General features: G+C 68.3%; 23 protein-coding genes. 12 read left to right on the top strand and 11 right to left on the bottom strand.

Annotation, left to right across the window (positions count from 1 at the left end):
- Positions 1-161: 161 nt before the first annotated feature.
- Positions 162-1373, top strand: a complete 1212-nt coding sequence (locus CES90_RS05755) for an FAD-dependent monooxygenase (RefSeq protein ID WP_189780271.1) — start codon at positions 162-164, stop codon at positions 1371-1373.
- Positions 1374-1468: 95 nt separating this feature from the next.
- Here the strand turns inward: CES90_RS05755 and CES90_RS05750 are convergent, their stop codons facing one another.
- Complete coding sequence (locus CES90_RS05750; RefSeq protein WP_189780270.1) at positions 1469-1996, bottom strand: VOC family protein; 528 nt, start codon at positions 1994-1996, stop codon at positions 1469-1471.
- Between the two features lie 186 nt (positions 1997-2182).
- On the opposite strand from CES90_RS05750, the gene CES90_RS05745 reads away from it, so the two are divergent.
- The 3 genes from CES90_RS05745 to CES90_RS05735 are packed head-to-tail and all read left to right on the top strand — an operon-like array spanning position 2183 to position 5479.
- The gene (locus CES90_RS05745; protein WP_189780269.1) at positions 2183-3586 is read left to right on the top strand and encodes an NAD(P)/FAD-dependent oxidoreductase; all 1404 of its coding nucleotides are present in this window, start codon (positions 2183-2185) and stop codon (positions 3584-3586) included.
- On the top strand, positions 3583-4602 hold the full coding sequence (locus tag CES90_RS05740) for a methyltransferase (protein ID WP_189780268.1): 1020 nt from the start codon (positions 3583-3585) through the stop codon (positions 4600-4602). Before CES90_RS05745 ends, CES90_RS05740 begins: the two co-directional genes overlap by 4 nt.
- 16 nt (positions 4603-4618) lie before the next feature.
- Entirely contained in the window at positions 4619-5479 is an 861-nt protein-coding gene (locus tag CES90_RS05735) for an LLM class flavin-dependent oxidoreductase (protein ID WP_189780267.1), read from the top strand.
- A gap of 337 nt (positions 5480-5816) precedes the next feature.
- On the opposite strand, the gene CES90_RS05730 is transcribed toward CES90_RS05735, so the two are convergent.
- Together CES90_RS05730 and CES90_RS05725 are read right to left on the bottom strand one after the other, a co-directional pair.
- Entirely contained in the window at positions 5817-7154 is a 1338-nt protein-coding gene (locus CES90_RS05730; protein WP_189780266.1) for a cation:proton antiporter domain-containing protein, read from the bottom strand.
- Between the two features lie 256 nt (positions 7155-7410).
- On the bottom strand, positions 7411-7959 hold the full coding sequence (locus CES90_RS05725) for a hypothetical protein (RefSeq protein WP_229913512.1): 549 nt from the start codon (positions 7957-7959) through the stop codon (positions 7411-7413).
- A 120-nt stretch (positions 7960-8079) separates the two neighbouring features.
- On the opposite strand from CES90_RS05725, the gene CES90_RS05720 reads away from it, so the two are divergent.
- A complete protein-coding gene (locus tag CES90_RS05720; protein ID WP_189780265.1) occupies positions 8080-8556 on the top strand; it encodes a MarR family winged helix-turn-helix transcriptional regulator in 477 nt (158 codons plus the stop codon).
- A 74-nt stretch (positions 8557-8630) separates the two neighbouring features.
- On the opposite strand, the gene CES90_RS05715 is transcribed toward CES90_RS05720, so the two are convergent.
- Positions 8631-9665 carry an acetylserotonin O-methyltransferase gene (locus CES90_RS05715; RefSeq protein ID WP_229913511.1) on the bottom strand — a complete coding sequence of 345 codons (1035 nt, stop codon included), beginning with the start codon at positions 9663-9665 and terminating at the stop codon, positions 8631-8633.
- A gap of 13 nt (positions 9666-9678) precedes the next feature.
- On the bottom strand, positions 9679-11289 hold the full coding sequence (locus CES90_RS05710; RefSeq protein ID WP_189780264.1) for an FAD-dependent monooxygenase: 1611 nt from the start codon (positions 11287-11289) through the stop codon (positions 9679-9681).
- 564 nt (positions 11290-11853) lie between these two features.
- On the opposite strand from CES90_RS05710, the gene CES90_RS05705 reads away from it, so the two are divergent.
- From CES90_RS05705 to CES90_RS05690, 4 genes are all read left to right on the top strand, one after another.
- Positions 11854-12867, top strand: a complete 1014-nt coding sequence (locus tag CES90_RS05705) for a methyltransferase (protein WP_189780263.1) — start codon at positions 11854-11856, stop codon at positions 12865-12867.
- Between the two features lie 24 nt (positions 12868-12891).
- Positions 12892-14490, top strand: a complete 1599-nt coding sequence (locus CES90_RS05700) for an FAD-dependent monooxygenase (protein WP_189780262.1) — start codon at positions 12892-12894, stop codon at positions 14488-14490.
- Positions 14491-15424: 934 nt separating this feature from the next.
- Entirely contained in the window at positions 15425-16000 is a 576-nt protein-coding gene (locus CES90_RS05695) for a hypothetical protein (RefSeq protein ID WP_229913775.1), read from the top strand.
- 171 nt (positions 16001-16171) lie between these two features.
- A complete protein-coding gene (locus tag CES90_RS05690; protein WP_189782639.1) occupies positions 16172-16801 on the top strand; it encodes a hypothetical protein in 630 nt (209 codons plus the stop codon).
- 233 nt (positions 16802-17034) lie between these two features.
- On the opposite strand, the gene CES90_RS05685 is transcribed toward CES90_RS05690, so the two are convergent.
- Positions 17035-17256, bottom strand: coding sequence for a DUF397 domain-containing protein (locus CES90_RS05685; RefSeq protein WP_189782638.1), 222 nt, complete (start codon positions 17254-17256; stop codon positions 17035-17037).
- Positions 17253-18095: a helix-turn-helix domain-containing protein gene (locus CES90_RS05680; protein WP_229913774.1), complete on the bottom strand. Its 843-nt coding sequence runs from the start codon at positions 18093-18095 to the stop codon at positions 17253-17255. Before CES90_RS05680 ends, CES90_RS05685 begins: the two co-directional genes overlap by 4 nt.
- 303 nt (positions 18096-18398) lie before the next feature.
- On the opposite strand from CES90_RS05680, the gene CES90_RS05675 reads away from it, so the two are divergent.
- A complete protein-coding gene (locus CES90_RS05675) occupies positions 18399-18617 on the top strand; it encodes a hypothetical protein (protein ID WP_189782636.1) in 219 nt (72 codons plus the stop codon).
- 95 nt (positions 18618-18712) lie between these two features.
- A complete protein-coding gene (locus tag CES90_RS05670; RefSeq protein WP_189782635.1) occupies positions 18713-19327 on the top strand; it encodes an ATP-binding protein in 615 nt (204 codons plus the stop codon).
- 63 nt (positions 19328-19390) lie between these two features.
- On the opposite strand, the gene CES90_RS05665 is transcribed toward CES90_RS05670, so the two are convergent.
- Together CES90_RS05665 and CES90_RS05660 are read right to left on the bottom strand one after the other, a co-directional pair.
- Complete coding sequence (locus tag CES90_RS05665) at positions 19391-19702, bottom strand: WXG100 family type VII secretion target (protein WP_189782634.1); 312 nt, start codon at positions 19700-19702, stop codon at positions 19391-19393.
- A 19-nt stretch (positions 19703-19721) separates the two neighbouring features.
- Positions 19722-20108, bottom strand: a complete 387-nt coding sequence (locus CES90_RS05660) for a WXG100 family type VII secretion target (protein ID WP_229913773.1) — start codon at positions 20106-20108, stop codon at positions 19722-19724.
- Positions 20109-20511: 403 nt separating this feature from the next.
- Here CES90_RS05660 and CES90_RS05655 point away from each other — a divergent pair, with 403 nt between their 5' ends.
- Positions 20512-20835 carry a DUF397 domain-containing protein gene (locus CES90_RS05655; protein WP_189782633.1) on the top strand — a complete coding sequence of 108 codons (324 nt, stop codon included), beginning with the start codon at positions 20512-20514 and terminating at the stop codon, positions 20833-20835.
- A gap of 256 nt (positions 20836-21091) precedes the next feature.
- Here the strand turns inward: CES90_RS05655 and mycP are convergent, their stop codons facing one another.
- Together mycP and eccB are read right to left on the bottom strand one after the other, a co-directional pair.
- Positions 21092-22390 (bottom strand): type VII secretion-associated serine protease mycosin, encoded by a 1299-nt coding sequence (gene mycP, locus CES90_RS05650; protein ID WP_189782632.1) that lies wholly within the window; start codon positions 22388-22390, stop codon positions 21092-21094.
- A 66-nt stretch (positions 22391-22456) separates the two neighbouring features.
- On the bottom strand, positions 22457-23995 hold the full coding sequence (gene eccB, locus CES90_RS05645; protein ID WP_189782631.1) for a type VII secretion protein EccB: 1539 nt from the start codon (positions 23993-23995) through the stop codon (positions 22457-22459).
- Positions 23996-24005: the final 10 nt, after the last annotated feature.

The raw sequence follows: 24005 nt of genomic DNA, 5'->3' as shown, positions 1-24005 counted from the left end.
ATGTTGCCCGGGTTCCAGGAGGAACACTGTGATGAACACCCCGCACAGCGCAGCCGCACTCCAGCAGATTTCGACCGGAATCCCCACAGAGCGTTGCTACGGTCACGCGCCAGTAGTGCCGCGCCGGCCCGCGGGCCGATCCAAGACGACGAGGTGGACTGATGCGTGACGTGGAGACGACCCGGACAAGGAGTGCGGCCCTGATCGGCTGCGGTATCGCCGGGCCGGTCTTGGCCATGTTCCTGCAGAAGGCGGGAATCGAAGCCGTCATCTACGAGGGAAGTGAAAAGCCCCGTGACGACGTCGGTGCCTTTCTGAACCTGGCACCCAACGGACTGGCCGTACTGGACACCCTGGGTGTCCGCGAAGACGTCGAACGCGTGGGAAGCCAGACCACCAGCACCGCCTTCCTCAACCATCACGGCAAGAAGCTCGGCGAGAACCCCGCCGAGACCCTGCTGCTGAAGCGGGGCCTGCTCAACCAGGCCCTGCGCGAGGCCGCGGTGAACCGCGGAATCCGGGTGGAGTACGGCAAGTTCTTCGAGAGTGTGGAGGAGGTCGGCGACGGTGTCCGGGTGCGCTTCGCCGACGGCACCACCGCCGAGGCGGACATCCTGATCGGCTGCGACGGCATCCACTCCAAGACCCGGTACACCGTGATGCCCGACGCTCCCCACCCCGAGTACACCGGTGTGATCGGCACGGCCGGGTACACCCGTTCCAAGGACGCCGCGCCGGCCGACGGGGTCATGCGGATGTCCTTCTGCTACAAGGGCTTCTTCGGCTACCAGACCATTCCGGGCGGAGAGGTCTACTGGTTCGAGAACTACCACCAGGCCAAGGAACCCGCGCGGGGCGAGACGGAGCGGACTCCCCACGAGGAGTGGAAGTCCCGGCTGCTGGAACGCCACCGCAAGGATCACCACCCCGTCTCGGCCATCATCGACTCCACGGCGAGCGGCATCATCGGCTACCCCATCTACGACATGCTCACGTTGCCGCTGTGGCACCGGGGCAGGGTCTGCCTCGTCGGCGACGCCGCCCACGCCACCTCGCCGCACGTGGGGCAAGGGGCCTCCATGGCCATGGAGGACGCGATCGTCCTGGCCAAGTGCCTGCGCGACCTTCCCACCCCGCAGCAGGCCTTCGCGGCCTTCCAGTCCCTCCGCCAGGAGCGGGTGGAGAAGATCATCAAGGAGGGCCGCAGGACCGGCAACCAGAAGGCGGCGGCCAACGGCTTCCAGCGCTCGGTACGGGACCTGGTCCTGCCGTTCTTCCTGAAGCTCGGCGTCAAGGCGACCGTTCCCGTGTACTCGTACCGGGTTTCCTGGGAGGAGCGGGTGACCGAGAACGCGACGGCCGCCGCCCTGTGACGGACGGCGGCCGGTGGAGCCGGCAGGGCACGCGCCCTGCCGGCTCTCTCTCGTCGTGCTCCTGAGCGCTCGTGATCAGCCCTCGGTGTGCGTGATCAGCCCTCGGTGTGCGTGGAGATCTGCACGAGGTTGCCCTCGGGGTCACAGATGTAGGCCTGACGCTCGCCCCACGGCTGGTCCTTGGGGGCCATGAGCACATGCGCCCCGGCGTTCTTGGCCTTGGCGAATGCCTGGTCGACGTTGTCGACGAGCACGGCGATGTCCGACTGCTTGAACCCGGACTTCTGGATGTGCTTCAGGCCCGTGTACGTCCGGATCGTGTCGTACGTGGTGAAGGTGATGTAGTAAGTGCCCCCCTTGCTCACGGTGCCGAACACCGCGGGTCCTTCCGCCGGGAACCGGTGATCCACCGTGAAGCCCAGCGCCTTGCTGTAGAAATCGAGCATCTTGTCGACGTCGCTGGTGTACAGGTTCGGCTGCCCGTAGCGGGTCGCCGCCGCGACTACGTCACCCTTGTCCTTCTTGGCTTCGGTGGCGTTTCCGACGCTTCCCAGGCCGACTACCAGCAACGCGGATGCCGCGGTCCCCGCAGCCCATCTACGCGCGTTCAACGACGTCCTCATCGGGTCACTCCTTTTGCTTGTGGTGAGCGGGGCCCATTAGGCCATCAGGTGGCCGAATCCAGCTCGTGTCCCGCTGGAGGGGCGCATCGAGCCCACCTCCACCCCTCTTCCAGTGGCCGAAGCGACGGTGGTCAGCGGCATCCCATCCCGCTACCGCGTCCCGGGGACGCAGAGATTGGAGAGCTCATGCGCGACTCCACCCAGATTCTTGTCATCGGGGGAGGTCCCGCCGGCTCCACGGCGGCCGGTCTGCTGGCCAAGGAGGGATTCGAGGTCACGCTGCTGGAACGGGACAAGTTCCCGCGCTACCACATCGGCGAGTCGATCCTGCCCTCCTGCCGGCCGATCCTCGAATACCTCGGTGTCTGGGACAAGGTGAACCGTCACGGCTTCCAACCGAAGGGCGGTGCCTACTTCTTCTGGGGCCCGGAAGAGTGGGAGGTCAACTTCAGCGGTCTCGGTACGGACGGCACCAACGCCTGGCAGGTGGTGCGTTCGGAGTTCGACGAGATCCTGCTGCGGCACGCGGCCGAGCTGGGGGTGACGGTGGTGGAGGAAACCACCGTCAAGGAGGTCCACTTCGAGAACGGCCGGCCGGTGGCCGCCAGTTGGGTGGGCACCAAGGACCCCGGCCGGTCCGGCCGGATCGCCTTCGACTACGTGATCGACGCCTCCGGCCGCACCGGGCTGATCGCCGCCCGGCAGCAGCGCAGCCGGAAGTACCACGAGGTGTTCCAGAACGTGGCCGCCTGGAGCTACTGGAAGGGCGTCAAGCGGCTCGACCGGGGCCCGGACGGCGCCATCGCGGTGTGCTCGGCTCCCGACGGCTGGTTCTGGGTCATCCCGCTGCACGACGGGACCACCAGCGTCGGACTGGTCACCGGGCGCGACATCTTCAACGAGAAGAAGCGCGCCCAGGGCGGCATCCAGGAGGTCTACGACCAGGTCGTCGCCGAGTGCCCGACCGTGGCGGGACTGCTGGACGGCGCCGAGCAGGTGTCCGGAATGAAGGTGGAACAGGACTACTCGTACACCGCCGACCGCTTCTGCGGGCCCGGCTATCTGCTCAGCGGTGACGCGGCCTGCTTCCTGGACCCGCTGCTGTCCACCGGGGTCCACCTGGCCACGTACAGCGGGATGCTGAGCGCCGCCAGCCTGGCCAGCGTGCTGCGCGGAGAGGTCGCGGAGGAGGACGCCTGGGAGTTCTACCAGACCGTCTACCGGCACGCCTACGAACGGCTGCTGGTCCTGGTGTCCGTCTTCTACGAGAGCTACCGCGGCAAGGAGCACCACTTCTACAACGCCCAGCGGCTCACGCAGAACCAGCGCGACAACCTCAACCTGCAGGAGGCGTTCGACCGCATCGTCACCGGCATCGCCGACATGGACGACGCACAGGACGTGTACGCCAGCGTCCACGCCCACCTCAACGGCGCGGAGAGCGGTGACCCGAACCCGCTGGCCAACCTCAACAAGGTCCACGAGCAGAAGCAGGCTCCGATGAGCCCGGCCAACGCCGTGGGCGGGCTGTATCTGTCCTTCGGGCCCCGCCTGGGCCTGCGGCGAGCGGAAGGAGCGCCGGTCCGATGACGAGTCAGAACACAGCGGTCTCCCCTGAGGACATCACCAAGATCAGCGGCCTCGGCCACAGCTTCACCGTTTCCAAGCTGCTGCTCAGCGCTCTCGAGGTCGGCGTGTTCACCGCGGTGGCGAACAGCGCCGAAGGCAGCGCCGAGACCGAGGAACTGCGGGCCGCCACCGGGCTGCACGCGCGGGCCGCCACCGACTTCTTCGATGCCCTGGTGGCCCTCGGGCTGCTGGAGAAGAAGGACGGCCGCTACCACAACAGCACGCTGGCCCAGACGTGCCTGGTGCGCGGCGAGAACTACCGGGGCGGCTTCCTGGACGGGGCGAACTTCGTGCTCTACCCCGCCTGGGGACGGCTCACCGAGGCGCTGCGCACCGGCAAGCCGCAGGCCGAGGGCGACTTCGAGGAGATGCTGAACGATCCTCGGGCCCGGCAGACGTTTCTCGCCATGCAGGACGCCCTCAGCTCCCCGCTGGTGCCGCAACTGCTGGAGGCGGTCGACTTCAGCGGGTTCCGCACCCTGGCGGACATCGGCGGTGCGCGCGGCAACCTCGCCGGGCTCATCCTCCAGGCGAGGCCGGGGCTGACCGGCCAGGTCTTCGACCGCCCCCAGAACGCCGAGCCGTGCGCGGAGCACGCCAAGGCCCTGGGGGTGGACGGCAGGCTGGAGTTCACCGGCGGGGACTTCTTCGCCGACCCGCTGCCCGCCGCGGACGTGCTGGTCATCGGTCATGTGCTCGCCGACTTCTCGGTCGACGAACGCAAGCAGCTGGTGGCGAAGGCTTTCGAGGCCGTCAACCCGGGTGGTGCGCTGCTGGTGTACGACCCGATGCCGGGGGACGAGCCCCACCTGCCCGCGCTGGTGTCGAGCCTGCACATGCTGGTGATGACTCCGGCCGGGGCGGGTTACCACCCCGGCGACTGCGAACAGTGGATGCGCGTGGCCGGGTTCAGCGAGGTCACCCGCCATCCGCTGCTGCTCGGCAACACTCTGCTCGTCGCCCGCAAGCCCGTCTGAGGGAAGGGAGCCCGCCATGGAGATAGGAGTGGGGCTGCCCACCACCGTGCCGGACGTCGACGGGCACCGGCTCACCACCTGGGCCAGGCAGGCCGAGAACCACGGCTTCGCCAGTCTGGGCGTGCTGGACCGGCTGGTGTACGACAACTACGAGTCCCTGACCTCCCTCGCGGCCGCCGCCGCGGTGACCGAGCGGATCCGGCTGACCTCCAGCATCCTGATCGCCGCCTACCGGCCGGGCACGGCGGTGCTCGCCAAGCAGGCGGCCACCGTCCACGCGCTCTCCGGCGGGCGGCTGACGCTGGGAGTGGCGGCCGGCGGCAGGGAGGACGACTTCCAGGCCACCGGCGCGCCCTACCGGGACCGCGGCCGACGGCTGGACGACATGATCACCGAGATGAAGGCCATCTGGGCGGGCAAGGGACCGGTGCCCGGCATCGGTCCGTTCTTCCCGGACGACAACGGCCCCGAGCTGATCGTGGGCGGGCACACTCCGGCCGCCATGGCCAGGGCCGCCCGGCACGCGGACGGCTGGATCGCCGGGGGCAGCTCGGCCACCGGGTACGCGGAACTGGCCGACCGGGCCCGCCAGGCCTGGCGGACGGCGGGGCGCGCGGAGAAACCCCGGCTGGTCGCGTTGATCTACGCGTGCCTGGGCCCTGGCTCCCGCGAGGTGGCTGAGCGCTACCTGCGGGCGTACTACGCCTTCATCGGCCCCAAGGCCGAGATGGCCGCCAAGGCCGTCATCACCGGCGCCGAAGGGCTGCGCGAGACCGTCTCGGCGTACGCGGAGGCGGGCTGCGACGAGCTGCTGATCTTCCCCTGCACGGCGGAGTCGAGCCAGCTGGAGCTGCTCGCGGAGGCCACGCTGGGCTGAACCCCCGCTTCCCGGCACGAGCCGGGCGGACCGGCTACCGAAGCCGGCCCGCCCGGCTCGCCGTGCGCGCCGGGTATGCGCGCAGAGCGTGTGGTGGGGGATACGGGTGTGGCGTACGGGTGTGGCGTAGGGGTGTGGCGTACGGGTGGGGCGTACGGGTGGGGCGGTACGACTTGAGCGTGCAGGCGCTTGGGGGGTGCTGTGCGGGACTTTCGCGACCCTGGGCCTTGGCCGCCGCGGCTGTCCTGCCAGAGAGGCCGCCCACGGCCGGGGACGGGGTTGGGCATGCCCGGCCGTGGGCGGCCTCTTCAGCCGCGTCGGGTGGAGGGTGGGACGGTTACCTCTCGGGGAGCGGTGGGCGGGAACGGGACAGCGTTGACGTGTCGTCCGCGGTGGCGGTCCCGTCGGGGTCCGGCGCGTGCGGCGCGTGGTCGCGGGCGGCCAGGTCCTGACGTATCCGCTCATCGGGATACACGAACGGCAGCAGGATGCCGGCCATGCCGGTCGTGACCAGGGCCATCACGACCATGAGCGAATAGAGGGGCTGATCCAGCACCCCGATCTGCAGTCCGACCGTCAGCACGATCAGCTCGGTGAGGCCGCGGGTGTTGATGAGAACGGCCAGCACGACCGAGTGCCGCGGTCGCACGCCATTGAGCCGGGCCCCGAGGAACGCGCCGACGAACTTGCCTCCGATCGCCACCAGGAGGATCAGGCCCAGCTCGCCGAAGGCCGTGGCGTCCATCGACGACAGGTCGACCTTGAGGCCGGCGACCATGAAGAACACCGGGAGCAGCAGGGTCGAGCAGATCCGCTCGACCCGGGGCAGGGCGTGCGCGCGCAGCCTCGAGGCACCCTGACGCGGCATGACGATGCCGAAGAGGAACGCTCCGAAGATCAGATGCAGGCCCATCCATTCGGTCGCCTGGGCCGACAGCAGCAGTCCGGCCGCGACGGCGAGCAGTACGCCCGCGTCGGCCGGCCACCCGGTGGGCCGACCCGCCGCCGCACCGCGCTCGGCCAACCGGGCCAGCAGCGGTCGTACGACCCACAGCATCGCGGCGGCGTAGGGCAGGACGAGCAGGACGTGCCAGGGGGCGCCGCCGGCTCCGGCCAGCGCCGCCACGACGGCCAGCATCGTCCAGGCGAGCACGTCGTCGACCGCCGCGGCGGCGAGTGCCAGTCCGCCGATGGGGGTGTCGATAAGGCCCTTGTCGGTCAGGATGCGGGCGAGCACGGGGAACGCCGTCACGGACATCGCCGTACCGAGGAACAGTACGAAGGCGAGCCGGTGCCCGGTGGGATGGTCGTCCACGAGGTGCAGGGCGAGCAGCGCTCCGAGGGAGAACGGCAGGACGACCGCGCTGAGCGACACGCCTGCCGCGATGCGGCCCTGACCGCGCAACAGATCGCGGTCGAACTCCAGGCCGACGAGGAACATGAACACACATACGCCGATGCTCGCCAGCATCGTCAGGGACGGCCGGACCTCGGCGGGGAAGAGGAAGGCGGTTATCCCGCCGTGGAACAGCGTCGGCCCGAGGAGGATCCCGCCGAGGATCTCGCCGATCACGGCAGGCTGCTTCAGGCGCCGGGCCAGCGCACCGAGCAGGCGCGCCAAGACGACGATCACCGTCAGATCGAGCAGCAGCGTCACCAACGTGCTCAGTTCCACCGGGAGCCCCCTTCCCTGTCGACAGGGGCCGGGGCGGGTGCCGACGTCACCGCGAGGCCGGCGAATGGCGCTTCAGTCTGGTCCTGGGGCATCGAATGGCTCCCTCTGTATGACGTGGCCTGCCCGCCGGGGGTGTACGGGCAGGCCACGAACCTAGGGGGAGCCGCTCAAGACTCTGTCGAAGGCCGTCAGACGTCGCCGAAAGCCGTCAGACAGGCCGTCAGACAGGCCGTCAGACAGGCCGTCAGGCAGGCCCTCAGACGTCGTCCTTCGGCCGCGGGCCGGGCAGGGACGGGTCGGGGAGAGCGGGGTGGTCGCCCTCGCGGTGCGCCCTGCGGGCCTCCTCGACGAACTCGCGGGTGAACATCGTGCTGAGGTTGGCCATGCCGCCGCGGGAGATCCTGATCTCGCTGTGCTGCAGCCGCCCGGTGAGCCGGATCCGCCGTCCGTCGTCGGCGGCGGGGGCGTGCCGCTGGGCGTCCTTGACCTTCGAGCGGTCCGGCAGTTCCAGTTCCGTCTCGTCCACGACGGCCCCGTCCGGGACCAGCAGCTTGACCGTGGAGCGCTCGGCGTGCAGGTGCACCACGATCTCGCCCTCGGGGATCCGGTGGGAACGCAGGTCGAGATGGAGGGAGGACCGCCTCGCCCGGACATCGATCCGGCGGGCCTCGGTCCAGTGGCCGAGCTTCTTCTCCGTGGTGTAGAAGGCCTCCACCTGGACGGTGTCCTCGCTGGGCGCGGTGGCGTCGGTCGCGGTGGCGTCGGTCGCGGTGTGGTGCGGTTCGGTGTGGTGCGGGGTGTTCATCACAGTGTTCCTTCCTGGAACCCGGGCAACATTCCCGATCTGATACGGCTTGATTTTCCTTGGGGGTCAACTATCTTGACTCTCAAGGTGTACCTCTATCTTGAAGGTCGAGATACTTGAATGTCAAGTGAAGCTGCGGACGGCCTGAGCAAAGAGGCGCTGTGCTGGGAACTCGCCGGCGAGATCCGTGCCCTGCAGGGCGCGGTGGAGGCGGTCGACGCGGCGGCCGCCGCCCGGCTGGGAATCAACCAGACCGATCTGCGCTGCCTGGATGTGCTGCTGCAGCGTGAGAGCGCCGCACCCGGGGAACTGGGTGCGGCGCTCGGACTCACCACCGGCAGCGTCACGGCCATGCTGGACCGGCTGGACCGGCTCGGCTATCTGACCCGGGAGCCGGATCCGGCCGACCGGCGCAGGTCCGTCGTACGGGCCAGCGACCGCACCCGCCAGGCCGCGGACGAGATCTACCGGCCGCTCGCCGAGGAGGCGAACGAGGGGCTGCAGCGCTACTCGGCGGCGGAACTCCGGCTGCTGCTGGACTTCGTCCGCGGCAGCCGCGAGATCCAGGAGAAACACGTGTCCCGGATCCGCGGCTGAGCGGCGCGGGCCCCGGGCGCCTGCGACGCCGAAGCGGCGCGGGCATCCGGCGCCGGGGAACGCGCGGCCGCGGGTCACTCCTTCCTGGCGATGACCAAGGTGACGTCGTGGCCGAGCGAGGTGTGGCTGACGGACGCGAAGCCGGCCGCCCGCATCCACTCGGCGCACTGGGCCAGGTCGTACCCGGTGCCGTGCGGCGTCATCAGCTGGAGGTTGAGGCTGCGGATGAGGTTCCTCAGGTAGCTGTCCTCCCCGTCCACGATGACCGGGTCCCACACCAGGAACGCCCCACCGGGTCGCACCGCCGCGAAGGCGTTGCGGACCAGTCGCTGCCGCTGCTCGTCGTTCCAGTCGATGAGCGAGTGGCCGATCATCAGCACATCGGCCTCGGGCAGCGGACCCGCGAAGAAGTCCCCGCCGTGGAACCCGACCTTGCCGGTCATCCCGATCGCCGCCATGTGCGCGGTGAAGTCGGACTCCAGCTGTGGCAGATCGAACACGCGGGCGTCCAGGTGCGGATGGGCCCGGACCAGCCCGGCCAGCACGTTGCCGCGACAGCCGCCGAGCTCCAGCACCGAGTGGTGGGCCGCCCAGTCGAAGCCGGCCGCCAGCGCGGGGATGAGCGGACGGCTGGCGTCCTCGGCCATGCCGACCAGCCCGTCCTTCTTCTCCTCGCTGTCGTACAGCTCGCCGAACATGTCCTCGCCGCTGAAGGTGGCGGCCTGCGGCGCGCCGGTGCGCAGCGACTCGGAGAGCCGGCCCCAGGCCGGGTACATCACCCGGTCCGCGGCCCGCAGAAAGCCGCCCAGGTAGCCCTCGCCGCCCGGCACCAGGCAGCGCCGGGTGGTGTCCGAGTTGCGGTACCGCCCGGATTCCTCGCGCTCCAGGAATCCCAGCTCGGTCAGGGCCGCCAGGAAGTGTCCGGTGCCCCGGGGATGGAGGTCGAGCCGCTTGCGCAGCTCCTCCTCGTCGCCAGGCTCCTCGGCCAGCGCCTCGAACAGGCCCAGCTCCATCCCGGTCAGGACGAGTTTCGCCGACTGGAACGCCATGGCCTGGCCCAGCACGGCCGCCGGTCCGGCGGCGGTGTCGGTGTCAGTCATCTCGGGCATCTCGGGGGTCCTTTCAGACCGTGGCCGGCTCATGGCCGGACACACGGGCGATCACATCGGACAGCACCGCCAGCGGGTCGGCCACGGACTCCGCCGATCGCCAGGACACGAAGGCGTCCGGGCGGACCAGCACCGCGCCCGCCGGGCCCACCCCGTAGACCTCGGTCCACTCGCGGTCGGTGGGCCGCAGCTCCTCGTCCGGACCGATCGCATGGGTGCGCAGCGGTATCCCGAGTTTCTCCGCGACCTTCGTCGCCGCCTCGGCCCAGGGGGCGCCGTCGGGGCCGGTGAGCAGCACGTACGAGTCCCAGAACAGGTCGATCGTGGAGATCGTCTCCTCGCCCCGGCGCAGCCACAGGTGGGGAGCGCGGGTGCCGGGCTCGCCGGTGAGCTCCAGGTCGGGGGTGAGTACCTTGGCGTCCGCCGGAGCGAGCACCGACGAGGAGCGGTAGCGGTAGCCGAGCGTGATGATGACGTCGTCGACGAAGTCGGCCCTGTCCTGCTCGGTGGCGTAGCCGTGCCGGATCCGGTTGCGGACCAGCGCCTGCTCGGACATGGCCGTGCCCAGGGGGCGGCGCTCGGCGTCGTACGTGTCCAGCAGGGCGTCGGTGCCCCAGCCCTGCAGCTCCGCGGCCAGCTTCCAGGACAGGTTGTGGGCGTCGTGAATACCGGTGTTGGCGCCGAACCCACCGGCCGGCGGGTGCACATGCGCGGCGTCACCGGCCAGGAACACCCGGCCCACCCGGAAGGTGTCGGAGACCAACTGGGCGCCGCGCCACGGCACCTTGGCGACGACCTCCACGTCGATGTCCTTGCCGGCCGAGCGGCGCACGATGTCGACGCAGCGCTCGTCGGTGTAGTCCTCCGGCTTCTCCCCCTTCTCCGGGTAGTAGAGGGGAGTCGCCAGCCAGGGGTCGCAGCCGTGCAGCCGGGACAGACCCATCAGCGTGCCGCTGGCACTGGCGTAGCAGAGGATGAACTTACGGTCCTTCAGCAGCTTTTCCAGCTCGGGCGCCCGGAAGTAGATGCTGAGGGCGTTGAAGACGGTGCCGCGGCCGCTCCGCTCGACCCCGAGCGACTCCCGGGTGAGGCTTCCGGCGCCGTCCGCGCCCACCAGGTAGTCGGCCCGGATGGTGTACCGCTTGCCGCCGTTCTCCTCCGCGACGGCGGTGACGCCGTCCTCGTCCTGCTCGAAGGAGATCAGACGGGTGCCGAAGCGGACGTCGGCGCCGGCCTCCCGCGCCTTCTCGGCCAGGACCTTCTCGTAGCGGTCCTGACCACAGCCCATGACCCGCTCGGGGCTGACCGTCGGCCCGTCCAGCGAAGGGGCTTCCAGAAGCTCGGCGTCATCGATGCCGGCGAAGGTGTGCACCTTGATGATGCCGCCCTCGAAGTAGGAGTGGGAGTCGCCCATCTCCAGGGCCCGGATGTCCTGGCCGAGACCCGCTGCCCGGAACAGTTCCATCGTGCGGGCCTGCAGACCCGGGGCGCGCGGCAGGGTGGAGGTGCTGTCACGCTTCTCCAGCAGCATCGTGCGCACACCACGTCGCCCGCTGAAGAGGGCGGTGGACAGGCCCACGGGCCCTCCACCGATGATCAGTACTGGGATCCTCACGTCGTACATGCATGTCCCCTCTGGACGATCCGGTCGTTCGGACGGACGCGAGATGAATAGCTGCGCCGCCTCAAGGGGCGGTGGAGGCGGAGCGGTCCGGGGTACGCGGCCAGGGCCTGTGCGACAGCGGCCTCGTCGCCCCGAGGGCGGCTGCGCGGCGGCGTGGGGGAGCGTGCTTTCGGAGTGCCGGCCGAAAGCCCTAGCTAGTACTGGGTGTACTTGTGCTTTCGGGTGGTGCGGCGATGAGGGCCCCTCCCGCTCGAGCGGAGCCGGGAGTGGGGAGCGTGCCGGGCGTCGCGCGGCAGAGGCCACTTTCGCAACCGGCCCTGGCTAGCCCCCTTGGGCAGCGTCCGGGGCGCGTGCCGGGCGCCTTTGAACAGCGATCCGGTGTGGGGACTTCCGGAACAGCGATCCGGTGTGGGGACTTCCGGAACAGCGATCCGGTGTGGGGACTTCCGACCGTCCCGCCGGTCCGCCCCTGTCTCTGTTCAAGGCGCTCTCGACTCAGCCGTGTGACGGTCGGCCGGCCGCGTGGCACTCGGCCACGGCAGGCGCTGGAAGGAGCAGAAGCGAATGACGCACACCATTCCCGACGTCAGTACTCCTGCCGGGATCATCCGGCTCGGCAACATGTTTTGCGACGCCAAGGCGCTGCTGACCGCTGTCGAGCTGCGCCTGTTCACGGTGCTCCACGAGAAGGGCCAGGCCACCGAGGAGGAGATCAGGTCCGCGCTGGAGCTGCACGGGCGTGGCCTGTCGGACTTCCTGAGCCTGCTCACGGCCCTCGGCCTGCTGGAGCGTGAGAACGGGCGTTACCGCAACACCACGGGCGCGGACACCTACCTGGTGCACGGCAAGAAGAGCTACGTCGGCGGCTTCCTGGAGCGGTCGAACCGGAACCTCTACCCCGCGTGGGGCCGGCTCTCCGAGGGCCTGCGCACCGGGAAGCAGCAGTCCGGCAGCGACTTCGACGCCGTCACGAAGAACCCGCACATCCTGCGCCAGTTCGTCGGCATGATGGACGCCCTCACCCACGTCGTCGGACCCGAACTCGCCCAGAAGTACGACTGGTCGGGCCACGCCTCCGTGCTCGACGTCGGCGGCGCCCGGGGCAACCTGTGCTCCATCATCACCAAGCACCACCCTCACCTCACGGGCCACGTCTTCGACCTCCCGGCGATGGAACCGCTCTTCGACGAGCGGGTCGCCGAGGACGGCCTCACCGAACGCGTCACCTTCCACGGCGGCAGCTTCTTCACGGACCCGCTGCCCACCGCCGACGTCGTCATCCTCGGGCACGTCCTGCACGACTGGGACAAGAGCCAGCGCGCCGAGCTCATCGCGAAGGCGTACGACGCCGTCAACCCCGGCGGGACCCTGCTGATCTACGACCGGATGCTGGAGGACGAGTCCACGCACATCGAGAACCTGGTGATCAGCCTCGACATGCTGCTCGTCACGGACGGCGGTGAGGAGTACCCGATCTCCGAGGCCGTGGCGGTCGCCAAGCAGGTCGGCTTCTCCACCGTCGAGGTCTCCCCGCTCAGCGAGTACGACACGCTCGTTGTCTGCCGCAAGAAGGCCTGAACCCCACCAGAGAGGAGTCTCCCCATGAGCAAGGCGCCTTCCGAGGTGCAAGTGCTGGTCGTCGGGGGCGCTGTCACCGGCCTGTCGACCGCCGTCTTCCTCGCCCGGCACGGGGTCAGCACCCTGGTCGTCGAGCGGCACCCCGACACCCTCAGCCATCCCCGCTCGCGGGGCATCAATCCCCGTACGGTCGAGGTCTACCGGCAGGCGGGGCTGGAGTCTCGGATCTGGGCCGAAGCCAGCCTGGCCACGGACTTCAGCAAACTCCAGATGATCAAGGCGGAGACGCTGGCCGCCGAGGAGCACTTCAGCGGGCCGACGGACAGCCCGGACCCGACCGGCGAGGTCAGCCCCTGCGAGTGGGCACCCATCGACCAGGACCGGCTGGAGCACCTGCTGCGCGAGCGGGCCACCGAGCTCGGCGCCGAACTCGCCTTCGCCACCGAGCTCGTCTCCTTCGAGCAGGACGACGACGGCGTCACCGCCGTCCTACGGGACCGTGAGGGCGGGGCCGAGCGCACCGTGCGGGCCCGGTACCTGATCGCGGCCGACGGCGGTCGCAGCCCGGTCCGCTCCGACCTGGGCATCGAGCTCGACGGCCCCGGCGAGTTCGCGACCACGGTCTCGGTGCTGTTCGAGGCCGATCTGAGCGAGGCGGCCCGCGGCCGTCCGGTCGGGGTCTGCTACCTCGACCGGCCGGCACCCTCGACGATCCTCTTCGCGCACGACGGCGATCAGCGCTGGATCTTCGCCACGCCGATGCCGCCGGACACCACCTTGGAGACGGTCACCGAGGAGCAGGCGATCGAGCTGGTGCGGGCCGCCATCGGTCTGCCCGACCTCAAGGTGCGCATCGTCGCGCAGCTGCCGGCGGGCGGCGCCAAGTGGCTCAGCTTCATCATCGGCGCCCAGGTCGCCAGGGAGTACCGCCGCGGCAGGGTCTTCCTCGTCGGTGACGCCGCCCACCTGGTCCCGCCCACCGGCGGGTTCGGCGCCAGCCTGGGCATCCAGGACGCGCACAACCTGGCCTGGAAGCTGGCCGCGGTGCTCGACGGCACCGCGGGGGAGGCGCTGCTCGACACCTACCAGGCCGAGCGGCAGCCGGTGGCCTGGATGACCCTCCAGCAGACCATGGCGATGATGCAGGACCGCACCGGCCAGGACGGCGGCGAGGACGGCGGGCTCAGCCCGGCCGAGAGCTACAGCACCACCGTCTTCGGCTACCGCTACTCCGACGGCCCGCCGGTGCCGCCCCGGCAGCTCAGTGGCGAGGCCGGCACCAGGGCCCCGCACGTGACGCTGGAGCGTGACGGGAAGACCATCTCCTCGCTCGACCTGTACGGTTCCGGGCCGGTCCTGGTCACCGCCGCCGGCGGCCAGGCCTGGGAGGCGGCGGCCGCCGCCGTCGCCGAGCGCCTCGGCGCGCCGCTCGTGGCGCACCGGGTCGGCGGCGCGGGGCTCACCGACCCGGACGACGCGCTGCCCGCGCGGTACGGCATCGGGGCCGAGGGCGCCGTCCTGGTCCGCAGCGACGGCTTCGTCGCCTGGCGTTCGCAGGGCGCCGCGGCCAAGCCGGAGGAGGAGCTGACGACCGCGCTGCTGCGTTTGCTGGGCCGCGACTGAGCGTTCCCCTTCCCCCCCAGGCGCCGGACGGGCTGGTCACCAGCCCGTCCGGCGCTGTTTTCACGGGGATCGCCCCGTCCGGTTCCACGCGGGACCCACGTCCGAGCCTGGCCTGGCCCCGGCCCCGGCTCGGCCCGGTTCCGGCCCCGGCTCGGCCTGGCCCGATCCCGATCCCGGCCACGGCCCGGCTCCGGCCTGGCTCGGCCTGGCTCGGCCTGGCCCGGTCGGCTTGGCTCGGTTCGCTCCGGCCCGGTCGGGTCTGGCTCGGGCTCGGGCTCGGGCTCGGCCTGGCTCGGCTTGGCTCGGTTCGACTCCGTCCGGCTCGGCTCGGCTCGGCTCGGTTCGGTCCGGCTCGGCTCGGTCCGGCTCGACCTGGCTCGGTTCGGTCTGGCTCGCCTCGGTCTGGCCCGGTCGGGTTCGGCTCGGTCCGGTTCGGTCTGGCTCGGCTTGGCTCGGTCCGGCTCGGCCTGGCCTGGTCGGGCTCGGTTCGGTCTGGCTCGGCTTGGCTCGGTCCGGCTCGGTCTGGCCTGGTCGGGCTCGGTTCGGTCTGGCTCGGCTTGGCTCGGTCCGGCTCGGTCTGGCCTGGTCGGGCTCGGTTCGGTCTGGCTCGGTTCGACTCGGTCCGGCTCGGCTCGGTTCGGTCCGTGAGGTTCCCCCGGTGTGCGGGAGGCGCTGATCAGCTGGTCAGGGCGGGTTGACGGGGTTTCAGGTTCGTTCGTTCGGCCGTTGTCTTCGGGGAGAGCGAGTCGGGCAAGACGAACCTGCTGCGCCTGATCGCGAAGCAGATCGCCGAGCGCTACACCCCCTCGGAGGCCCGGATCGTCGTCGGCGACTACCGCCGGACGATGCTGGAGGCGGTCTCCGAGGACCATTTACTGGAGCACGCACCGATGACATCCGCAAATGGGGACGGAGTCATCCGGGAGGATCATCTATGAAAGTACGCGTTGGGTTGACTGTGATGGTCGTCGCCCTCGCTACGGGCTGCGGCGTGCTGGGAGATAACGGCAGCGAAGGTAAAAACATGTCCGACATGACAATGCAACAAGCAGCTGAAAGAGCAGACAGCATCCTGACCGAAACGATGACGGCAATCAAGCCTCAAGTGCAGTGGGAGCACGGGATCTTCACGGACTTGACTTGCTCTGTATCTCGGAGAGTGTCCGTGACGACGATTATTTCCCCAGAACGAAGGGGTAGTTTTTTGGGTGTTGTGGAACGCTACTGGGAGAAACAAGGATTCACCCATCGCACCGCGAACAAAAGCACCACGAATCCGGCAACCTACTTCATCACACCGGATCAGTTCCAAATTCGTTTGCTCTTCGGCTATCAGGGGCAGGCCCACTTTGAGGTTACAACTCCTTGCGTCAAGAAATCCGCGGTAGCACCACCGCAGCCAGTTTCCGGCGTTCCAGAATATGACGGAAGCGAGCCGCCGCTCCCTAGCGAGAATTCAGATTTCTGGTCGGCAAACACACCAGTTTCGTCTGCCTCGCCCAGCTCATAAGAACTTGGGGGTGTTCCAGCGAGTCCGGTGGCAGGAAGGCCCTGGGCATCAAGGTGCTCCTGGGGCTTGTTGTCAACCTGGCTGGCGCTCAAGGAGCAGGAGGCGTTGTCGGACGTCCCTGGACGGATAAGCGCGGGATGCCCGAGCGCCTGAATTCTTAGAATCGCGGTTATGACCATGAAGAAAGAAGTGAGAGTAGCGACGCTAGGCGGAGCAGGCCTCCTCCTCGCTTTCGGATGCTTTTCCGGTTACAAATACTTTTTCACTATGGGGCTTAATCGATTGCCAGCAGAAGTCTGTTCGGGTGCTGTCGATCGTGCCACAGTGGCGAGTGCTCTCCCGGACACCCGTGAGGCTCAAGCCGGGGAGAGTCAGACCGCCCCGGGTGAGGACTTTCTCTTTGCTTGCCGTATCACGACCAGTAATAACTCGATAATTTCTGGCGAAAGCGAGGTTAGTGACGCCTCCATCACCAGTTGGACTCGCCATTTCGAGGAAAAAGGCGACGGCAAGGTGATGAAGGTATCGAGTGGTGATGTCCGTGCTCTCACAGTGTCAGGCCTCGCCACCGTATACGTACCTTGCACTCCTCCTGGCAAGGAGTCGAATGAAGCAGTTGAGTCTTACGCACTCGTAACCCAGGCAAGGGTTATCGGGGACAGTCGCGTCAAAGGACACGCCTTGCGGAAGGCATTGACCGACTTCTCCTTCCAGATGACGAAGCATGCGTACAAAATTGGCAAATGTCAGGAAGTGAAAAATCTCCCCAATGAGATTCCGGCCATGGATTCAGGATCTTAATACTCGATATCTTTCTTTCTCCCACCGAGCTTGCAGCACGCACTGAGTTCTTTCCATGCATTACCCTTCAGCGTGGCACCTATTTGTATCCAGGGGCAGTGACATGGTTCCTCGGCGCGAACAGGCGGCTCGACGGAAACCGAAATCGATCGCGAGAATCGACAGGGTATCCGTCTCCAAACAGGCTGCCTAAGAAACCACTGCAGGCATATGTGAGCCAGAACGTAAAGCTGTCAGGCCATTCTGCCGCTGGACCTGTTCTTCAGGCTGGCAACAAATGCAGCGAACGCGTCTGAGCCAACGGTAAATCCTCTCCGGTCAATGGCTTTGGAGTCACGTATACCCACGCGTTGCGCAGCATGTGAAACCTCCACGCACTCGTTGTCCGCCGCGCTGTAACTGCTCTTGAACCAATCCGTTGCTGCGAGTCGGTCGGTTATCTGTGTCTCGTTCATCGGTTGAGCTCCTGTCGCGCTTCGGCCAACAGCTGGAGGCTGGCCGACGTGTCGGCTGCTTGTGATCGCAGGTAGTCGAACATGAGCTTGTAGCTCTGCACATCGGTGGGGGCGTCGAGATAGAGCCCCCGTTTGTGGAGTTCCAGATAGACCACACTCACATTGCCGAGCGGGTCGCCTGTGTCGTCACGGCCGAGGATCAGGAAATGACCGCCCGAGCCGGCCGCGTGGGCGCCTGCGGTGAACTGGAGAATCTGGATGTCCACGTTGGGGCGTTGCGCCATGGCGTACAGATGATCGAGCTGTTCGGCCATGACGTCAACGCCGCCGACGCGTCGCCGGAGGACCGCATCGTCCAGCACCACCCACAGGTGTAGCGCCGGGGCCCGCTCCAGAATCGCTTGGCGCTTGACGCGGGCGTCCACTTTGCTCGCGATGGCATCGGCCCCCGTTCGGACGTCCTGTGCCTCGTGGAGAGCGAGGGCGTAACGCGGTGTCTGAAGCAGGCCGGGCACCAGAGCGTTGGCGAAGACGTGTTCGTACTCGGCGACGTCCTCAAAGGACATCAGCGGGTCCAGGACCTCTGGTACTGCCGGATGGTCCATCCACCAGCCGTTCTCCTGGTTGCGGACGAGTTGGATCAGCGTGTCCAGCTCCTCCGGTGTGGCACCACACGTATCGGCGATCGCTCTCACCGTCGGGATCCGGAGCTTCGCGCGGTCCTGCCACGTCTCGTACCGGTTGACGGTACCGACGGAAACTCCAGCATGCTTGGCCACTTCGGACTGTGTGAGGCGGGCTCGGGCTCGCAGCGCTTTCAGCCCGCGGGCGATCTGCATGCGACCAGCAGGTCCCGCTGATCCTCGTACGGTCACCGTCTCGTCTCCTACTCGGCCGTCGTAGTCACCTGCCCTCGGACTGCGGAGCGCCAGGCAGAGCGTATGCGGTACCCGGAGCTCGCACCTCCCGCCCTGAAGTTCACCTTGTCGAGGGAGAGTTGAGCCAATCGAGTATCGACCATTGAAATTCAATGGCAGCATACTCAACCAGCACGCTGCGTACTGAAGCTGTCACCAAACGCGGTGGTCTGACGTGTGCGTGTACATCCGCCTTGCCAGCCGCACCTCATCAAGGGAGTGCTCATGCGACGACTGGATCCACTACCGAGCCAGTTTGGGGTTCCGCGCCCCGCAGCGCACCGTGGGCCTGCAGCCCCCACCGTCCGCTGCTGGTACGAACCCCTCGACGGCACCTCGCAAGCCCTCGCCCACCGCTACCTCGCCGCGTATGAGCACGAGGAGGAGGCAGGGGTCCAGCCGCTGCGCCGCGATATCCACACCCACCTGGGGACTGCGTCATGAACGACGAGGGGAAGCATGTACGGCTCCTGCCCTGGACCGGCTCCCACGGCCAGCCCTGTCTCCTCCTCACCGACGGCGAGGGCACGGCCTCTCGGGTGGCCGACCGGATCGAGCGCACGCAGCTCGGACTCGCGGGCCGGCTTCTGGGGCGAGCGCGGGCCGTGTTGCCGGATCAGAGTGCGGATGGCAGTCAGTGGGCGCCGCTGGCAGGTCAGTTGACCGATGCGCTCCACGATGTGTTGCTCATCGCCGAGTCTCGTGGTGCTCGGCTCGGCGGGGTGCCGGCGGAGCATCGACGCTTCGGCCGGATCGCCCTCCCCGGTACCGATCTCACCTCCGCGTGCTTCGCCCGGCGTCACGTCCGCGACACGGCCGACTCGTGGGGACTGCCCCAAAGTGTGATCGACGACCTGGAAACGATCGCCGGAGAGCTCGTCGCCAATGCTCTGGAGCACAGTGACAGCCACACGATTACCGTTGACTGTGGCCTCACCTCCCGCACCGCTGTGATCAGCGTGACGGACGAGGGTGGAAGGCCGACATCCGCGGATCTGCCCGCGTCGGCGGAACTGTTGGGGTTGGAGCAGGAACGCGGACGCGGGCTGGTGATCACCCAAGCGCTGGCCGTCCGGTGGGGGACACTGCGGGACGGCGGCGAGCTGACGGTCTGGGCCGAGGTTCCCATGGAGTCTCCGGAGTCTGCCGGGTGACCTTCACCAGCACAACGGGGGAGGCAGCGTATCCCGCCGACTCCCCCGCCCCTCAGCCGTGTGTCAGCCCATCAGCATGCGGAGGCGCTTCGCGCCGTCCAGGTCCGTGCCCTGGTAGCCGACGACCGACCTGTCCAGCAGGGTGGCGATGAAGTTGAGCTTTTCCGTCATCGCCTGCATCTCGGTGGTGTTCTTGCGCTGGATGTCTCCGTACGCCGTCTTCGCCTCGCCCTCCCAGGTCTCGGCGACGCGCTTCACCTCTTGCATGAGGGCTTCGAGTTCCTGTGTGAGGTCGGTGGCGGTCTTACGGACGTCGCTCGCAGCCTGGGTGACTGTGGCGTAGCTGATCGCTGTGCGGTCGTAGCTGGTGCTCATCGTGGGTCTCCTCCGTGGCTCAGGCGAGGCTGGTGATGCGGTCGGTGGTGTACGTCTGGCCCCTCATACCCGCCTCGGCCTGGGCCTGGGACTCCCCGGAGTTGTCCACCCTCCGGATCTCCGCGATGCGCTCCTGCTCGTGCTCGTCGAACCCGTTGACGGCCATGCGCATGACGTCTTCCAGGTCGACGAGGTTGTCCTGGAGCTTCTTCAGGTGAACGTTCACCTCTCGCTGCACCCTGTCGTACTCCTGGCTCGCCGCGCCCTGCCAGCCGCCCTGGATCATGTCCACCACGGTGTTGAGCGACGTCACACGACGGCTCACCTCGACGTGGAAGTTCTGGATCTTGTTGGCCAGCGCGATGAGTTGGTCATTCTCGCGTTTCTGGTCCGCGGTCCCACTCACAGGTTCTCCACCCTCCTCTTGATGTGACGGCGGTATCGACCGCCGCGACGCGTCCATCGAGGCCGGACGCCCAGATGGTCCAGGCGGGCAAGAACCACCGTGATCGTCGCGCGCCGCGCGGCCACAGTGTCAACCGCCCCCGTGCCGTACCACCCACGTGATACCGCATACCACTCTAGTCACTTGACGTGACGCTTCCAACTGCAAAGTGGTAAGGGGCGGTTCAGGGGCCGGGCAGGTGTCGGACCAAGGGCCGCACAGGGACTCCGGTTGCCGACGGGGGGTGATGCGAGGATTGCGGGGTGTGACACAGCGCTGTTCTGTTTGTCGGTCACGGGCATGCCACCGCGCAAGTACTGTGACCCCGTAGCTCGTTCGTACGTCGGGAAGGGATCGCGCCGTCATGGCCGATGAGCTGGACAAGGATGCTGAGAAGGCGCTCAAGGAACGCAAAGAGCGCGAGAAGGACGAGCTGTATGCGCTCGACATCTCGGGGGTGGAGTGGCACAGCGCGCCGGGGACCGAGGAGCATGAGGAGCGGGTCGAGATCGCTTATCTGCCGGAGGGTGCCGTGGCCATGAGGTCGTCGCTCGATCCCGACACCGTGCTGCGGTACACGGAGGCCGAGTGGCGCGCCTTTGTGCTCGGGGCGCGGGACGGGGAGTTCGATCTGGAGCCGGCGCCTCACAACGGCGGGCTGGAGCAAGGGGCCGACGCCCCGCAGTGAGAGTGCGGCAGTGAGAGTGCGGCGGTGGAATGGAGCCACGAGTGTGGTGATGGCAGCCCGATGACCGCTGCGTGGTAGCCATCGTCCCGGGGTTCGGTGCTCGTCTCACCGGACCCCGAGCAGTCACCTCACGTGCCGGGTCTCACGCTCTCGCTGCCCGGCAAGTGCCAATCCCACATGCCGCATGTCCGCCAGTCGTACGAGAGGCTTCTCAACCGATTCCCGACTGATTCCCCGCTGATTCCCGGACGTCGGGTCATGCTCGGGCGTCCTTTCCGCGGTGCCGACGGCGCAGATCGCGCAGTACGACCGCCGTGCCGGTGATGACCGTGACCACGGCCGCGGTGAGGCCAAGGGTGTAGGTGGCGTAGCGCTCGTCGCGTTCGTGGGGTGTTTCGGCCAGCGAAAAGGCTTCCGTGTCGGGGGCCGGGGCCTTGGACACACCGGGGTCCGGAGTCGGCGACGAGGGTGGGTCGGCGACGTCGGAATCCTGAACGGCGCGGACCGGGTCGACGACGCCCCAGCCGACGAAGTTGTCGTGGCCGTTGACGGAGCGTTCGGCCGTCTGCTCGATCTGGGTCACGATCTGGGCCGTCGACCAGTCCTCGTTCTTCTCCTTCAGGAGTGCGGCGACACCGGCGACGAACGGGGCGGAGAAGCTGGTGCCGTTGTCCGTGCACTGGCCGCCGCCCGGGACCGTGGACACGATGTCGACACCGGGGGCCGCCACGCCCACGAACTCGCCCGCCTGGGAGAAGGAGGCTCGTTCGTTGTTGCGGTCGGAGGACGCCACCGCGAGGACGCCGGGGAAGGCGGCCGGGTAGGTGTTCTTGTACGTGCCGTCGAGGCCGTCGTTGCCCGCGGAGGCGACCACGACGACGCCCTTGGCGATGGCGGCGCGTACCGCCTGCGCAAGCGTGGACGTGCCGGACAGGGGTTTGGTCGTGTCCTGGGAGATGTTGATGACGTCGGCGCCCTGGGAGACCGCGTAGGTGATCGCCTCCGCCATGGAGTCCGAGTCGCCGCTATTCTCGGCGTCGTTCTGACGGATGGGGATGATCGTGGCGTTGGGGGCGAGGCCCACGAAGCCCGTGCCGTCGTGCGGTCGGGCCGCGATGATGCCCGCGACCTTCGTCCCGTGCCCCTCCCGGTCGTTCGTGGGATCGGCGCTCTTGCCCTTGGCCAGGAAGTCGCGTCCGGCCGCCTTGTCGACGGCCGCCTTCAACTGCGGGTTCTCGTCATCGACTCCGGTGTCGATGACCGCCACCCGGATGCCCTTGCCCTTGTCGGTGCCCTGCCAGAGCTCGTCGAGGAGCACACGCTGCAGCGACCAGGGAGTGCCCTTGACCTGCTTGGCCGGGAAGGTGCACTCACCACTGCCGTCGATCCGCACACGCGCGTGGAGCCCATCGGACACGGTGCGTACGTCGGACACGGTGCGTACGTCGGACACGGTGCGTACGTCGGACGCGTCGAGGCCGGTCCCTGGCGGTGCGGTGCTCAGCGCGGTCAGCAGCACGGCCGCGGCCGGCAGAGTTGTCTTCTTCGGCGACACCTGTACGTCGCTCCCGTCCTTCTGTGGTGTGGAGCCGCTGCGGAGATGGTGCGCGGACGCGCGCGTTCAAGAACCCTGCGGCTGGCGAGCGCTGTTGGTGTCGAGGCGGGGGCCCTTGGCCAGGAACTCCGACCAGACCAGCGGGACCTTCGCCGGGCGGACGTTCTCGTAGCCGAGCTTCACCTGGGCCTCGCTCGGCTCCGGCGTCCCGTCCGACGTCTTCCGCTTGCCGTCCGTGCCTACGCCGGACCGCTCGCTGTCGCTGTCGCCGTTCGCCTGAACGGCGTACCTGAGGCCGGTGTCCGTCACGAGGAAGAGTGACCCCGAATCGCTGTCGGTGCCCTGGATCTGTGTGTAGAGCAGTCCCGTTCCCGGGGTGACGTACGTGCTCGTCCCGCCTGCGGCGATCTCCGCGGGGTACCCGGTGCCCGCCCAGGTCTGGAGCGTCGTGCCGTTGTCGTCGTCCACGTCCCTCAGGACACTGCACACGGTGTCGCGGCCCGAGTCCGCGGAGGCGGAGTTGACCATGGAGGCGCGCCGCGTCGGCCAGTCCGCCGGCTGGCCGTCGAACGGGGCGCTGTCGGCGGTGAAGTCCTGGAGGCCCACCTTGACAGCCTCGCCGTTCATGTTGAGGACGGCGGTCCTGGGCGAGTTGATCAGCAGCCAGGCGGTGAACTCGCTGATGGGTTTCACCTGGCCCGGCAGCACGACGAAGTACCTCTCGCCCTCGCCTGTCTCCGTCACCAGCACCATGCCGACCCTGCTCTCGTCGTCGGAGAGCTGGCCCTGGATCCCGGCCGGTGCGCCCACGCCGGAGGGGAGTTCGGGGAACGAGATCGGGTCGCCCTTGTGCAGGGTGTCGATCCATTCCTTCGTGACGAGCTGAGGCTGTTTGGAGCCCACGAGCGCGTCCGTCAGCTTCCGGTCGTCCTCCTCGGTCGCTTCGCCCGCGACGGGGTACGCCTTTCCGGCGGCGTCCACCAGAAAGCGGTCTCCGGCGCGGGTCCTGACATAGAGGACCTCGCCGCCGGAGAGGCGTTCGGAGCCGTCGGTCCTCTTCACGTCCCGGTCGGCCAGGACGAACGTCGCCTCCTGGACCGTGCTTCCCTCGCCACCGGGCTGCTCGCACACCGCCCACCGCTTGGCTTTGCCCGCCTCGTCGGCGGTCGGCAGCCGGTCCGGTGCGTAGGGGATGCCGAGGATGGGGCCGCGGGGCGGCTTGCCCGCGTCGAGGATCTTGTCGCTGATCTGGACGACCTGGTAGTCGGCGCCGTTCATGAGAAGCCGGGCGGAGGCCAGGTTGAGGACGGGGTGGAGGCGGGTGGTCCCGTCCGTCTTGAGCACGACATAGCGTGTCGTGGACTGCTTGCCCACGATGACCCGGGTGCCCGGCTGGTTCCACTCCTTGGGCGCGGTGGGCTGGAACATGCCCCAGGCACCGAAGACGCCCAGGACCAGGGCACCGGCGATCAGGCTGGGCACGACGGCCCGCAACGGCTTGGGAGCCCCCTCTTCCGAGCCCCAGGGGGACGGCTGGAGAAAGGCCGCGAGAGTGCGTCGCTTCGCGAACGTGTAGGCGTTGAGTTCGTCCCGCCGTGATGCCATGAGTGCCTGT

The sequence above is a fragment of the Streptomyces capitiformicae genome, assembly GCF_002214185.1.
In the GTDB taxonomy this organism is placed as follows: Bacteria; Actinomycetota; Actinomycetes; order Streptomycetales; family Streptomycetaceae; genus Streptomyces; species Streptomyces capitiformicae.
This window is presented reverse-complemented; position numbering and strand designations above follow the sequence as displayed.

Coding starts and splice junctions, on each gene's coding strand:
- CES90_RS05675 (WP_189782636.1), top strand. CDS start 18,399: ATGCGACGACTGGATCCACTACCGAGCCAGTTTGGGGTTCCGCGCCCC.
- CES90_RS05685 (WP_189782638.1), bottom strand. CDS start 17,256: ATGAACGAGACACAGATAACCGACCGACTCGCAGCAACGGATTGGTTC.
- CES90_RS05725 (WP_229913512.1), bottom strand. CDS start 7,959: ATGAACACCCCGCACCACACCGAACCGCACCACACCGCGACCGACGCC.
- CES90_RS05695 (WP_229913775.1), top strand. CDS start 15,425: ATGAAAGTACGCGTTGGGTTGACTGTGATGGTCGTCGCCCTCGCTACG.
- CES90_RS05715 (WP_229913511.1), bottom strand. CDS start 9,665: ATGCCCGAGATGACTGACACCGACACCGCCGCCGGACCGGCGGCCGTG.
- CES90_RS05710 (WP_189780264.1), bottom strand. CDS start 11,289: ATGTACGACGTGAGGATCCCAGTACTGATCATCGGTGGAGGGCCCGTG.
- CES90_RS05735 (WP_189780267.1), top strand. CDS start 4,619: ATGGAGATAGGAGTGGGGCTGCCCACCACCGTGCCGGACGTCGACGGG.
- CES90_RS05700 (WP_189780262.1), top strand. CDS start 12,892: ATGAGCAAGGCGCCTTCCGAGGTGCAAGTGCTGGTCGTCGGGGGCGCT.
- CES90_RS05705 (WP_189780263.1), top strand. CDS start 11,854: ATGACGCACACCATTCCCGACGTCAGTACTCCTGCCGGGATCATCCGG.
- eccB (WP_189782631.1), bottom strand. CDS start 23,995: ATGGCATCACGGCGGGACGAACTCAACGCCTACACGTTCGCGAAGCGA.
- CES90_RS05740 (WP_189780268.1), top strand. CDS start 3,583: ATGACGAGTCAGAACACAGCGGTCTCCCCTGAGGACATCACCAAGATC.
- CES90_RS05690 (WP_189782639.1), top strand. CDS start 16,172: ATGACCATGAAGAAAGAAGTGAGAGTAGCGACGCTAGGCGGAGCAGGC.
- CES90_RS05750 (WP_189780270.1), bottom strand. CDS start 1,996: ATGAGGACGTCGTTGAACGCGCGTAGATGGGCTGCGGGGACCGCGGCA.
- CES90_RS05655 (WP_189782633.1), top strand. CDS start 20,512: ATGGCCGATGAGCTGGACAAGGATGCTGAGAAGGCGCTCAAGGAACGC.
- CES90_RS05745 (WP_189780269.1), top strand. CDS start 2,183: ATGCGCGACTCCACCCAGATTCTTGTCATCGGGGGAGGTCCCGCCGGC.
- CES90_RS05720 (WP_189780265.1), top strand. CDS start 8,080: ATGTCAAGTGAAGCTGCGGACGGCCTGAGCAAAGAGGCGCTGTGCTGG.
- CES90_RS05680 (WP_229913774.1), bottom strand. CDS start 18,095: ATGCAGATCGCCCGCGGGCTGAAAGCGCTGCGAGCCCGAGCCCGCCTC.
- CES90_RS05665 (WP_189782634.1), bottom strand. CDS start 19,702: ATGAGCACCAGCTACGACCGCACAGCGATCAGCTACGCCACAGTCACC.
- CES90_RS05755 (WP_189780271.1), top strand. CDS start 162: ATGCGTGACGTGGAGACGACCCGGACAAGGAGTGCGGCCCTGATCGGC.